Source organism: Flavobacterium odoriferum (assembly GCF_025499515.1).
Lineage (GTDB): Bacteria > Bacteroidota > Bacteroidia > Flavobacteriales > Flavobacteriaceae > Flavobacterium > Flavobacterium odoriferum.
Genome location: NZ_JAMKFA010000002.1, coordinates 1 through 13,585, shown reverse-complemented (window position 1 = coordinate 13,585; position 13,585 = coordinate 1). Strand labels below are relative to the sequence as shown.

Sequence of the window (13,585 nt, the reverse complement as noted above, 5' to 3'; positions counted from 1 at the left end):
AATGTGATTTCTCCTTACGTCGAAATGACAAAAATGACAAAAATATTTTCCTTGCGTACTTCGCGAAAAAACTTTGCGCTCTTTGCGTTTAAACCCTAACTTTGCCCACATGAAAACCACCAACTTCAAAAACACTAAAATCAGTTATACCGACCAAGGAAAAGGAACGGCTGTGGTTTTATTGCATGGTTTTTTGGAAAATCAATCGATGTGGAAGGCTTTTGTTCCTGAATTGGTTAAAAAACACCGCATGATCACTATCGATTTATTAGGTCATGGTGAAACAGAATGTCTGGGTTATGTCCACACGATGGAAGACCAAGCCGATATGGTGCATCATGTGTTGCACGAATTGAAAATCAGGAAAGCGGTTTTGATTGGACATTCGATGGGTGGTTATGTGGCGTTGGCTTTCGCCGAATTATATCCTGATAATGTAAAGGGAATTGTATTACAAAACTCCACTTCAAGAGCCGATAGCGACGAACGAAAAGCAAATCGTGACCGTGCTATTGTAGCGGTGAAGCAAAATTATTCGGCTTTTATTCGCATGAGTATTGCCAATTTATTTAGTGAAGACAATCGTGAACGTTTAGCGGACACTATCGAAGAAGTGAAATTAGAAGCTTTAAAAACGCCACTTCAAGGTATTGTTGCGTCATTAGAAGGCATGAAAATTAGAAAAGATCGCGAAGTCATTTTGCATTTTGCGCCTTATCCAATTCAAATCATTTTAGGCAAAAAAGATCCTGTTTTAAATTACGAAGACAATTTAGAACAAATCGAAGGTACACAAGTGCAACTCACCACTTTTGAAGACGGTCACATGAGTCATTTTGAAAATCAAGCGGAACTGTTGGTGGTTTTGAATGGCTTTTTGAAAAGGGTTTAGTTATTAATCAACTCAATAGCTTTTTCTAACACTTCATCTTTTCCTGAGCGAATTCCATTTATTGTAGGTTCTATTTTTACATCTGGAATAATGCCTACGCGTTGCGTTTCAGAACCATTAGGAGTTAAAACGCCTATTCCAGAAATGTAAGTGAAAATATTTCCTGGTAAAGTAATTCCAGATACATTCCCATCTGCACCAGCGGTTGTACTTCCTAAAACTTTTGCATTTGGTGCTACACGTAACGCCATTGCTGAATATTCTGCTTGACTTTGTGTTTCTTCATTAACTAATATGATTACTTTTCCTTTAAAAGCATCTTTATTTTTACCTCCAACTTGTATTTCTCCACCTCTAAAAGTAAACAATCCTGGTGTTTTAATATCTCCAGCGGTTAACTTTACAAAGTCTTTTTTCTCATTTAGTAGATAATTACTCAAACTAAATATAATAAAATCAGAAGGATAACATCTTAAATCAATAATTAATCCTTTTTTATCTAAAAACTTATCCATGATTTCATTGATTTCACCTTTTTTCAGTGTTCCTGGATATATGTAACCTATATTTTCATTGATAATTTTGTGTGAAACAGGTTCTTCTCTGAAATACTTGTATTTGATTGTGCTAACGACTACATCTTTAATTCCAGAATTATTTTCGATTGTAAGCTGAATAGAATTATCGTTTGTGCGTAACATTTTTCGTGCCACATCTCGCAATTGTGTAGGGTAATTGGAAGCTGGAAAATATTTCAAATTATTTTTCATCCAATCCTCAACTTTTATTCCATTAACTGCCAAAATCACATCACCAACTTGCAAATTAGCATCTTTGAAATCGTCTTGCAATTTTACAACTACTGCTTTATTTTCAACAAATTTTAACTTAACAGGAGCAATATTTTGACCAAAATAATCTTCTAAAACCTCATTATATCTCCAAATATTAGCATGAGTATCTTGAATTTTTCCAATAAGTTCTAACAAGGTTAAAGTGTAGCCTTTTTGATCTTTTGTAGCCGTCATTTTTGGTATAAACTCTTCCAAAACTTTGTCCCAATTTTCATCCATCAAATGACGATTTGGAAAAAAGTATTCAATCATGTTCCAATATCTAAAAATGGATAAAAGTTTAATTCCGGTATCGGTGTACTTCATTTTATCATACACTTTTTCGTTTGTAAAATCAGGATTATTTACACTTCGATGCAATTGAATATAATAGTTTTTATCGCTTCTGTCAGCATTATTTACCTTTTGAAGTAATGTGGATAATTCGGAAGAAATTAAATTCGTATCAGCAATCCACTTGGTATTAGGTAGTAATTTAATTTCATTTTCTTTCGGAAGTTTTTGAGTTGTTGTTTTAAAAGTTCCTAATTTATTAATCCATTTAACCAGTTCATTATCAAAATCCTTGTTACTAATTTTTGGCAACACTCTAAAAAGTTCATAATCCCAGCTGATTTTTCCTTCAGCAATTACAGGATGATAATATTTTACAAAACCCCAAACTTTTCCTAAAATGAATAAATTTCGTTTTTGAATTTCATTAAGATTTGTAATTTCAAACTTAGAACCTGTGTCAAATTCTGTGTCTTTTTCAACAATAGAAAGTTCTTTTTCAACAGGTTTTAGCTTTTCAATAGGTTTTCCATCAATGGTGACTTTAAAATTATCAAACCAAGCTTTTCCTTTACCAACTAAAATTCCAGCAACATAAATTTCATCTGCATTTTCTTTGAAATCAATAGTTACAGTGTGTGTTTTCCATTCCGAAGTTCCTTGTAATTTTTGGTTTTGCATATTATCAAATCCAACAGATTGTCCGTCTTTATCTATTCTAACAAGCAAACCAACAAAACCATCAGTAACGTTTTCATATTTCATAAAACCTTCTAAAGTGATTTTTTTACCCTTAAAATTTGCAGGAAGTTTGTAAGCAACACAACCAAAACCTTCACCTTCTTTGACATTAATAAGCATACTATTTTTTCCAGAAACGGCATTAGTCGAATCAATTTTCAATTCGCTATCTCCCCATCGAATCCAATCGTTTGGTAATTCATCCTTTTTAGAATGTTTTTCAAAATCAAGATTAAAAACAGGAGCCTGAATTTGCGAAAACAAAATATTAACCAATAAAATGGATGCGAAAGAGAAGATTTTTTTCATAAGTATGTTTTTCGGTTACTGTAACTTTTGTAAAGAAAACGAAAAAGCATGTAAGAAAATTGTAACGAAACGTTAAACCTTTTCTTTAAACGGAATTTCTGGATTGAAAATTTCCAAAATCAACGTTTCTAATTCCGATTTAAAATCTTGTAAAATATCATTTGAAATAACAAGTTCAGCATCTTTTCCTTTTCCTAATCCGAAAGGTAAAAAACCTTTTTTCATGTTTTTAAACGAAACAATTCCGGCTGAAACTTCTCGGTTTTGTTTTAATTCGTGATTTTCAAACATCAACGCATAACACAACAACTGAATAATTTTTTCGTTTTTAATATCGGAAGTCAAATCAGTGAAATCGTTAATTTTTAAACTATTCCCATCCACTTTCCCGGTTTTGTAATCGATGATTCTGATGGCGCCGTTCCTTTCTTCGATTCGGTCAACTTTACCCGCAATTTTTATTGGAAATGGTAAAGATCTTACTTCGATTTCACAAGATAAACTCGCTTCTAACAATAGTACTTTTATCGCTTGACCTTCTTCGATATCTTTCTTTTCCAATTGTAGAAAATTGTAAACATTTCGTTTCGCCACTTCAAAAGCTAACAGGTTTTTCCCTTTGGTGATTTCGCCTTCTTTGTAAATTTCTTTGAAATGCTTTAGAATGACTTCGTCAATTTTTGTTTCCATCGCCTCAATATGATGCAATGCCAAAAACTGATTTAAATACGGAGTATATAATTCTTCCAAAGCATTGTGAATAATGGTTCCCAAAGTATTCACTGCGATGTTTTCTTCCACTTCATCAGCTTCATTAATACGTAAAATACGTTGCATGTAAAATTGTAACGGATTTCGAATATAATTCGTTAAAGACGATGGCGAAAATCCTTTATCGGTTGCGATTTCATGCAAACGCGTTAGAATTTTATCCGTTTTTGGAATGGTAACGGGTTCGTATGCTTTTTCGGGTAAAACGGCGTTGTAAATCGTGCTTGAAATGTTATGTTTTGGTTGTTTTTCAATTTCCAATTGGGTAATAAAACGACTTTTCTCGCCAGCATCAATTCCTTCATTGTCGGTGTTGTAAAGCAACCAAACGTTTTTAGCTCGTAACAACAAATGATAGAAGTGATAGCAATAAATGGCATCTTTTTCTTTGTATGTTGGCAAACCTAGTTCTTTCTTCACATCATATGGAATAAATGAATTTTGCGATTTTCCAGCTGGAAATTTTCCTTCATTTACCGATGTGATAATCACATTTTCAAAATCCAGCACACGACTTTCTAAAACACCCATTACTTGAAGTCCGCTCAAAGGTTCGCCTTCGAAAGAAACTTCGGCTAAATCGATAATTTGCTTGTAAATGGCTTGAAGCGATTGCAAACTTTCGATTTGATTATAAGTTTCGTGATAATTGGTTAATTTATTAATCGTTTTAAACACCGAATACACAAAAGCTTTCGTTACTTTTTCTTCGGTATCGTCATTGCTTAAATAGGATTTTATGGTGAGTAATATCGCATTTAAATTTGATAAAATATCCGAAATAGAGTCGTCCCAACGTGTGAATAACAATTGGAAGAATTTGTTTTCTGAATTAGGATATTTCTCTTCGTATAAACTGAATAATTTTTGATTGGAGAAGAAAGTAAAATTGTTATTGTTAATCACTTTTACCACTTCTTCCACTTTGCAATACGGTTCCACCAAAGGGTGATTTAAAATATCCAAAACTTCTTTGTAGTAGAATGTATAGCTTTTTTCATTGCGTTGTTTGGCATTGGTATGTAACTTAAACAACTTGCTAATCAGCAATTGTGCAGGATTATTTTTGCTTGGATAACCCATCGTAATATTCAACGCATCTACCGATTCTGGCAGACCGTATAAAACAGGAAGCAATAGGTTTTCGTCACCAAGAACAACAGCTGTTTTCTCTAAATTTGGATTTTCGGTTTGAATATTTTCAATAATAGTTCCCACAATTTTGGCTTGACCAATGCTTTTAGGTGTTCCAATAATTTCGATGTTTTTAGCTTCGCTGAAATGATTGACAACCCATTCGAAATCTTGATTTACAAACGGTTTCCATTCTTTTTTGAACTTTCGAATAAACAAACCGGCATCGTGATACGAATCATTCAAAAAAACCTCATCGATATCCCAATAGATTTTTGCTTTGTTCTCGTTTGCTAAATGTTTGAATATTCTTTCTTCGGCTTGATTTAAGGCGTTAAATCCTGCAAAATAAATTTGATTGGTAATTTTTGTGGTAAACGAAACTAAATTTTTAACTGCTTCTCTATATAACAACCCTTGATAACCGATTCCTTTTTTTAATAAATGCTTGTAAAAAGATTCGTAATACAAAGGTAATTTAGCCCAAAATTCTAAATGTGTATCTATTAATTTGGTAGTATTTGATGGTTCTAAATTCCAACGTTTCAAAGCTTCAATATCATTTAGATACGAAAAAACGTGATTTGGTGGCAACAAATATCGGTCGATTTCATTAAAATCTTGAATAGCTGTTTTTGCCCAAGTGGCAAATTCCTCGAAAGTTTGTTGTTTAGATTTATCTGTTACAGAAAGATAGACTTCGTAGAATTCAAAAAGCAATTCAATTGGATCAATCGTACGCAAACCTGAAATTTCTTGAATAAAATCTTCAATACTAATGATAGTTGGTGCAAACGAAGTAATTTCTAATTGATTTTTTAAGCTTTCTAAAAGAAACACTTTAGCTCTTTTATTGGGTAAAACAATCAAACAATTCGATAATTGAATATCGGATTGTAATAAAATAGTTGCGCTTAACTTATCTAAAAAAGTATTTTGTTTCATTTTATAAAAATAAAAAAACGCCCCGATAAATCGAGGCGTTTCTTATTATATTTTAGAAAGAAATTATTTAACTAATTTCACTTCTACTCTTCTGTTGTTAGCTTTTCCTTTAGCAGTTTTATTAGAATCTACTGGCATAGACTCACCAAAACCTTTAGAAGATAATCTTGAAGCTTCGATACCTTGCTCAATTAAATAGTTTTTAACTGCAGCAGCTCTATCTTCAGATAATTTTTGGTTCATAGCATCTTTACCATCAGAATCAGTGTGTCCTTCTAAAGAGAATTTAGCAGTAGGATACTCTTTTAAGATAGCTGACATAGCTTGTAAAACTGGGTAAGTTTGTTTTTGGAAAGAAGATTTTCCAGAATTAAACAAGATAGTTTTACCATAGTCATTTAATTTTTTCATAGCTTCATCAGAAACTTCTGGACAACCATTGTTAGCTACAGTTCCTTTTACAGTAGGACATTTGTCATCTTTATCAGCAACACCGTCACCATCTGTATCTGGCCATGGACAACCTTTGTTTTCTTTAGCACCTTTTACAGTAGGACATTCATCATCTTTGTCAGCTACTCCGTCACCATCAGCATCTGGACAACCTTTCATGATTTTTGTTCCTTTAACATCAACACACTCATCTTCTGAATCGATGATTCCGTCACCGTCAGTATCAGGACAACCATTAAACTCTGCTAAACCAGCAACTTCTGGACAAGCATCAGCTGAATCTTGAATACCATCTTTATCAGTATCAGGACATCCTTTGAATTCTGGTAAACCAGCAACTTCTGGACAAGCGTCATCTTTGTCATAAATTCCGTCACCATCTGTGTCTTTACCTCCAAATTTGAAAGTTAAACCAGCAAAATGTTGGATATGAGTTGGAACATCTAAATCTGCTACTCTGTTATCATCAAATGAATGTTTGTAAGTAGATTGGAATTGTAAACCAACGTTTTCAGTAAACCAAAAAGTTAATCCTAAACCTCCATTAACAGTACCCGCAGATGCGTCACCGAAGAAAGTATAACCTCCACCAATATGAGCAGATGGGTCTAACCATTTAGATTTTAATAATTCCATGAAGCTATATTTTACTGTAGCATCAATACCATAGTAAGATAAATCACCTGGGTTAGAAACTAAATCAGTAGATTCTGTTCCTGGAACTCTTGAAACCCATTTGTCAATTTTGTTAACAGATCCAGTTAATCCAAAAGAAAAACCATCTCCAACGTATCTAGATACGTTTAAATAAGATACTGAAGGTAAAATATTCCAATTTTCTTTAGCATTAGCTAATTGAATCCATTTTGGACTATCGTTTCCAACAGCACTAACTTTAGTGTCTACTCCGTTTACCCCAAAAGACACAGCCCATGGGTTGTTACTGTCTTGTGCTTGCGATGTTAATCCAGCAAACAATAAAGCTACAGCAAATAATTTGTTTAAATGTTTCATACTTATTTATTTAATTACAATGCGTTATAATTGGAACAAAAGTACTATTTTTTTTTAACTACAAAAAGTTTTGTTAAAAAAAAACGTTTTTTTGTCGGATTTTACTTGATTATACCCAATTCTTGACCCACTTCTGTAAAAGCTGCAATAGCTTTATCCAAATGAACTTGTGTATGAGCTGCTGATAATTGTACTCTTATTCGTGCTTTATCCTTTGGTACAACTGGGAAGAAAAACCCAATTACATAAATTCCTTTTGCTAAAAGTTTTTCTGCCATAACCTGTGATAACTTAGCATCATATAACATTACTGGCACAATTGCAGAGTCTCCATCGATGAAATCTATGCCTGCTTTTCTTAATCCAGATTTGAAATAATTGGTGTTCCACTCTAATTTATCTCTAAGCGTTGTGTCTTTTTCTAATAGTTCAAAAACTTTTAATGAAGCTCCTACAATTGAAGGCGCTAACGAATTTGAAAACAAATATGGACGCGAGCGTTGGCGTAAAATTTCAATCACTTCTTTTTTCGCTGTTGTGTAACCACCCATTGCACCACCAAGAGCTTTTCCAAGTGTTCCTGTGATGATATCTACTCTTCCCATTACACCTTTAGCTTCTAATGTACCTTTTCCTGTAGCACCTATGAAACCAGCTGCGTGACATTCGTCTACCATTACTAAAGCATCATATTTATCCGCTAAGTCGCAAATTTTATCTAATGGCGCTACTAATCCGTCCATAGAGAAAACACCGTCAGTTACGATTAATTTAAAACGATGACCTGCTTCAGTTGCTTTGACTAACTGTTGCTCTAAGTCTTCCATGTTGTTATTTTCGTAACGGTAACGTGCTGCTTTACACAAACGAACCCCATCAATAATAGAAGCGTGATTCAAACTATCAGAAATGATACAATCTTCTTCTCCTAATAAAGGTTCAAAAACTCCTCCGTTAGCATCAAAAGCAGCAGCATACAAAATAGTATCTTCTGTTCCGTAGAAATCGGCAATCTTTTTTTCTAATTCTTTATGAATATCTTGAGTTCCGCAAATAAAACGTACTGATGACATTCCGAAACCGTGAGAATCTAAAGCGTCTTTCGCTGCTTGAACCACTTCTGGATGTGATGACAATCCTAAATAATTGTTCGCACAAAAATTCAAAACCGTTTCTCCAGTAGAAATAGTAATTTCTGCTCCTTGAGGTGAAGTAATAATGCGTTCTTTTTTAAATAATCCGTTTTCTTGAATGGTATTTAATTCGTTTTGTAGGTGTTGTTGGATTTTTCCGTACATATTTTGTTGTTGTTTGTTGTTATTAGTTTATGGCTACAAAGTTACTATTTCTATACTTTCTCCTATGTATATAAGTGCTTTTTTTGCAACCGTGTACTTCATTTCTTGCAAAGCCAATTCGTATTCTTCTAATTGCGCTTTGTGTTTATTGTGTTTTTCTCCAGTTTTATAATCTAACAAATACGCCATATTATCTTTAACTACAACTCTATCTGGTTTGCTGTTTTTAGTCGCTTTCTTTATGATGTTTTGTTCGTTATAAACTTTTGCATCCGCATCAAAAAACGAAATCAATTCTTCATGATTCACAATTTTATCAATAGTTTCTTTAAAAATTGCATTTTGAGAAAATGTAATCAATCCCAATTCGGTTGCTTTTTGAATCGCTAAATCCACATCGTCTTTAGTATGAATAAACGCCATTATTTCATGCAAAATATTTCCAAAATTAATTGCATCTTGCTGAATGGTTCCCCACATTAAAGCTTCGCGTTGTGCAATTTTGATATTTTTTGGATTTAATTTATGGGTTACAATGCCAATTTGATTATTTTTTCCTTCATGTGCTTTGTTGATTGAAATTCGGGTTGGATTTCCGAACTCGTATTCTAATTTTGTGTCTTCATATTTGCCTAAATTCTGTAAAAACTCAATAAAATAGAACGATAAATTATTAGTAACAAAATCGCCTTTTTTGGTCAATAATTTATTTGAAATTACATTCAATTGTTCTTCGGCACGCGTTAATGCTACATACAAAACATTTATAGTATCTAAAACTTCTTCTTGATTTTTCGTTTGAAAAATGGTTTTCGCTTCGCTTCCGTAACTTTCAACTTCTTTTTTATTGTTGATTAATGCTTTTGGCAAATCAATATTCGAATCTTCTAACGGAATCCATAGTTTATCTTTAATTTTTCTCGAAAAATCTTCTTCAGCAAACGGAAAAATCACTACTGGAAATTCCAAACCTTTCGATTTATGAATGGTCATGATACGAACTGCGTTTGTTCCTTCTGGTGACGGAATACTTTTTTGGTAGCCAATTTTGTCCCAATACTCCAAGAAATCAGCAATACTCGATTGTACTTTTACATCTTTTTCCAATACCAAATCCAAGAAATATTGCAAATACGAAGTATTCACTTTGTCATTTAAAAAAGTCGCTATTAAAATTTCGACTGCTTCATACAGCGATTTTTTCTTGCAATTTTTGAACGAAATTTCAATTCCGATGGTTTTCAAAAACGATTCTAATTCATCAGAATTTTTATCTTTCGTAGCCAAAATGAAATCATGAATTTCTAATTCGGATTGTAAATATTTCGCAATAAAATACAAGAAATAGACTTTTGATTCGTCGTCTTTTGGATTTTTTAAATAACGAAGCAACGCAATCAACAACTTCACTTCGGTCGCATTTTGAATCAATAAGGTTTCCGAAGATAAAATCGGAACGCTGTTTTCGGTTAAGAAATTCGCTAATTTAATTCCGGGTGCTTTTGTTCGGGTAAGCAAAACGATGTCTTTGTATTCAAATCCGTTAGCGATACATTTTTCAATCGTTCTTAACGTTTGATTCAAGTAAAATTTATCTTTTAACGAAATCGAATCGTTTTCTGAATCAAAACCTTCGACTTCAGTTTCGTCTTCTGGCACTTCGATAAACGACAAATTTACATAACCGCCATTTTTAGAATTGATTTCCTGATGCGAAAGATTTTCGTATAAATTTTTATAATCTTCGTTCTCAAACTTATCAGCTAATTGCTTGAAAAACGCATTATTAAACTGAATCACTTCGCTGTAACTTCGGTAATTCGTTCCTAAACGAAGCGTTTCTTTGTCTTTATTAGAAAACGGATTGTGTTTTTTATCTTCTTTAGATAAATCGATAAATTGTTCGGCTTTTCCGCCACGCCAACGGTAAATGGCTTGCTTTGGATCGCCCACCAACATCAAAGTTCCTTGCTGACCAAAATCGTCTTGACCCGACAAAGCATTATCAATTAACGGAATCAAATTTTGCCATTGCATTACCGAAGTGTCTTGAAATTCATCGATAAAATAATGACGGTATTTTTCGCCCAAACGTTCATAAATAAAAGGCGCTGGCTGATTTTGTATTTCGTTATGAATAATTTTATTGAAATCGGAAATCGAAACTAAATTCTGTTCTTCTTGAATTTGCTTGAACTCCTGATAAATCGTGTTTAATAACGAAAGCGGATTTAGATTTTGCAGAAAAGCTTCGTACATTGAAATTTTTCCCACTTTTTCATTGATTGCAATAACCGAAGCTAAAATCTCGGAAGCATTTTCATCAATAAAATCTTTATCAGATTGTGGAATTGCCTTTGAATATGATGGTTTTGTTCCGTCTAAATAGTCAATTATTGTGTCATTAATTGCAAATTTATCTGCTACAACTTTACCTAAATGATTGGTTACATAGCTTGAATAAAACGATTTTCGAGAAACGCCATTTGTATCAATTCTATCCAAAACGGTTTGAGCAATTGCTTTACAATCTGATTTTAACTGTTTAATTTCTTCTTGTAATTTCTTTTTTACGATTCCAAAATCATCCAAACTCTTATCGGACATTTCTTTGATTTCTTCCGAATTATTTTCGTTGGTAATCAATTGGGCAACCTTTAATAATTCGGCAGAAATGTCCCAATTTTTATCGTCGTCGGTTTTTTCTTTTGAAAATTCGATTAATAATTTAGTCAGATTTACATCGTCTCCCGCTTTAGAAATCACCAAATCAATGGCTTCTTGCAAAAGTGAATCGGTTTCCAGCGAAACTTCAAAATTGGGTGGTAAATTCAAATCTTGAGCAAAAGTTCGGATGACTTTGTGCGTGAATTTATCAATCGTAGAAATATCAAAAGCGGCATAATTGTGAATGATATTCTTAATAATTGCTTTCGATTTATCTTTTAAAGTAGCGATACTCAACTTGGTTTCCGAAGCAACATCTTTTAACAATTCCATTGCTTTATCGGAAGTTGTATCAATGGAAAACTCGTACAAACTGGAAACAATTCGGCTTTTCATTTCTTCCACCGCTTTGTTGGTAAATGTAATGGCAAGAATTTTTCGATAGGCATCATCATTAGTCGCCAAAAAAAGAATTTTTAAATATTCTTTCGTTAGCGTATACGTTTTTCCTGAGCCAGCCGAAGCGTCGTATATAGTAAAAGCTGTTGTTTTCAAAAGTGAATTTTTTATTGGTTTAAAGTCCAAATGATTGCTTTTTCTTTGGTTGCTCTAAAAATGGTTGAATGTTCTTCGTTTGGTTCATCGGAATAATTCCATTTTACAGTTGATGGGTTTTCGTTTTTTAAAATGGTGTTCAGTTGCTTGGTGTTTGGTGAAATATCTTCGGCATTGGAACCTGCAAACCAAAATATTTTCTGATTTTTAGGAAATTTTGCCAAGTACTGTTTTGCCGTTTTTACCAAATATTGATTGTTCCACCACAACGAAGGATCGAAGGCAATGTAAAAATCAAACATTTCAGGCGTTAGCAAAAAAGTTTCGGTAACAAAAAGTCCTGAAAGCGATTCTCCGATTATTCCTTTAACGCTTGATGTTCTATATTTTTTGTTTATTTCAGGGAAAAGTTCTTCTTTGATAAATGCTCTAAATTGTTCCGAACCTCCAACTTCAGGAGCAATTTCTTTGTCTTTTTCAACGGTTGTAAAACCCGATAAATCTTTTCGGCGTTGTGTGTTTTCGATACCAACCAAAATGATGGGTTTAATCTTGTTCTGTTTGATAAGTTCCGCTAAAGTGTTTGCAATATGCGGAAAATCTTCTTTAATTCCGCCATCTGCCATGTACATAACCGGTAACGAATCGGTAGCAGTTTTATAGTTTTCGGGAGTCCACACATTAATTATTCGAGCTTCATTCACTTGTTTGGATTGAATGGTAAAGGTTTCGTGCTTTGGAATTGAATCAACAGGTTGTGATGTTTTTGAACAGCTTGTGATGAATAGAGCTATAAAAAATAAGTTGAAGTAAATTGATTTCATAAGGTTTTGCTTTTTAATTTTCTGAAAACGAGTATGTTCAAATGTTATATTTATCTTAATAATAGTGGTATAGAAACTATCTATTTTTGATTCCGAAGTTTAATTTGTAAATTTGGTGAAAATATTACTAATCTAAAAATAAAATATTATGGCTTTTGAATTACCACAATTACCTTATGCATACGATGCATTAGAACCACATATTGATGCTAGAACAATGGAAATTCACCATTCAAAACATCACAATGCTTACACTACAAATTTAAATGCTGCTATTGCAGGGACAGATTTGGAAGGAATGACCATTGAAAACCTTTTAATTAACTTAGATCCAAACAATGCAGCAGTTAGAAATAATGGTGGTGGTTTTTACAATCACAATTTATTTTGGACTGTTATGACACCAAACGGTGGTGGATTACCAACAGGTGATTTAGCTGAAGCTATTGAAAGAGATTTCAAATCGTTTGAAGAATTTAAAGCACAATTTGCTAAAGCTGCTGCAACACGTTTTGGTTCTGGTTGGGCTTGGTTATGTGTTCACAAAGGTGGAAAATTAGAAATTTGCAGTTCAGCTAATCAAGATAATCCTTTAATGCCAGGAATTGGTTGTGGTGGAACGCCTGTTTTAGCACTTGACGTTTGGGAACATGCTTATTATTTAAACTATCAAAACCGTCGTCCTGATTATGTTGAAGCTTTTTTTAACGTAATTAACTGGACAGAAGTTGCAAGAAGATACGCAACTGAAAAATAAAAAATAACTTATTTTAACTAGAAAGCCGAAGCGTTATGGCAACACTTCGGCTTTTTGTATTTTCCCAATTTTGTTTAAAAATAAAAAAGGTGAAATTT

Annotated in this window: 8 protein-coding genes; 2 read left to right on the top strand and 6 right to left on the bottom strand. The window is 33.1% G+C overall.

Annotated elements, in window-relative coordinates; translation table 11 throughout:
- Positions 1 to 109: 109 nt before the first annotated feature.
- Complete coding sequence (locus tag M9Q43_RS02670; protein ID WP_262317439.1) at positions 110 to 892, top strand: alpha/beta fold hydrolase; 783 nt, start codon at positions 110 to 112, stop codon at positions 890 to 892.
- Here the strand turns inward: M9Q43_RS02670 and M9Q43_RS02665 are convergent.
- The 6 genes from M9Q43_RS02665 to M9Q43_RS02640 all read right to left on the bottom strand — a co-directional run bounded on the left by M9Q43_RS02665 (position 889) and on the right by M9Q43_RS02640 (position 12,730).
- The gene (locus M9Q43_RS02665; protein WP_262317438.1) at positions 889 to 3,069 is read right to left on the bottom strand and encodes a S41 family peptidase; all 2,181 of its coding nucleotides are present in this window, start codon (positions 3,067 to 3,069) and stop codon (positions 889 to 891) included. The two genes, M9Q43_RS02670 and M9Q43_RS02665, sit on opposite strands and share 4 nt — an antisense overlap.
- A 72-nt stretch (positions 3,070 to 3,141) precedes the next feature.
- Positions 3,142 to 5,919, bottom strand: coding sequence for a PD-(D/E)XK nuclease family protein (locus M9Q43_RS02660; protein WP_262317437.1), 2,778 nt, complete (start codon positions 5,917 to 5,919; stop codon positions 3,142 to 3,144).
- Positions 5,920 to 5,982: 63 nt separating this feature from the next.
- Positions 5,983 to 7,386, bottom strand: a complete 1,404-nt coding sequence (locus M9Q43_RS02655; protein WP_262317436.1) for an OmpA family protein — start codon at positions 7,384 to 7,386, stop codon at positions 5,983 to 5,985.
- A gap of 101 nt (positions 7,387 to 7,487) precedes the next feature.
- Positions 7,488 to 8,684 carry a glycine C-acetyltransferase gene (gene kbl / locus M9Q43_RS02650; RefSeq protein ID WP_262317435.1) on the bottom strand — a complete coding sequence of 399 codons (1,197 nt, stop codon included), beginning with the start codon at positions 8,682 to 8,684 and terminating at the stop codon, positions 7,488 to 7,490.
- A 33-nt stretch (positions 8,685 to 8,717) separates the two neighbouring features.
- Positions 8,718 to 11,906 (bottom strand): UvrD-helicase domain-containing protein, encoded by a 3,189-nt coding sequence (locus tag M9Q43_RS02645; protein WP_262317434.1) that lies wholly within the window; start codon positions 11,904 to 11,906, stop codon positions 8,718 to 8,720.
- 11 nt (positions 11,907 to 11,917) lie between these two features.
- Entirely contained in the window at positions 11,918 to 12,730 is an 813-nt protein-coding gene (locus M9Q43_RS02640) for an alpha/beta hydrolase (protein ID WP_262317433.1), read from the bottom strand.
- A gap of 148 nt (positions 12,731 to 12,878) precedes the next feature.
- On the opposite strand from M9Q43_RS02640, the gene M9Q43_RS02635 reads away from it, so the two are divergent.
- The gene (locus M9Q43_RS02635) at positions 12,879 to 13,487 is read left to right on the top strand and encodes a superoxide dismutase (protein WP_262317432.1); all 609 of its coding nucleotides are present in this window, start codon (positions 12,879 to 12,881) and stop codon (positions 13,485 to 13,487) included.
- Positions 13,488 to 13,585 lie beyond the last annotated feature (98 nt).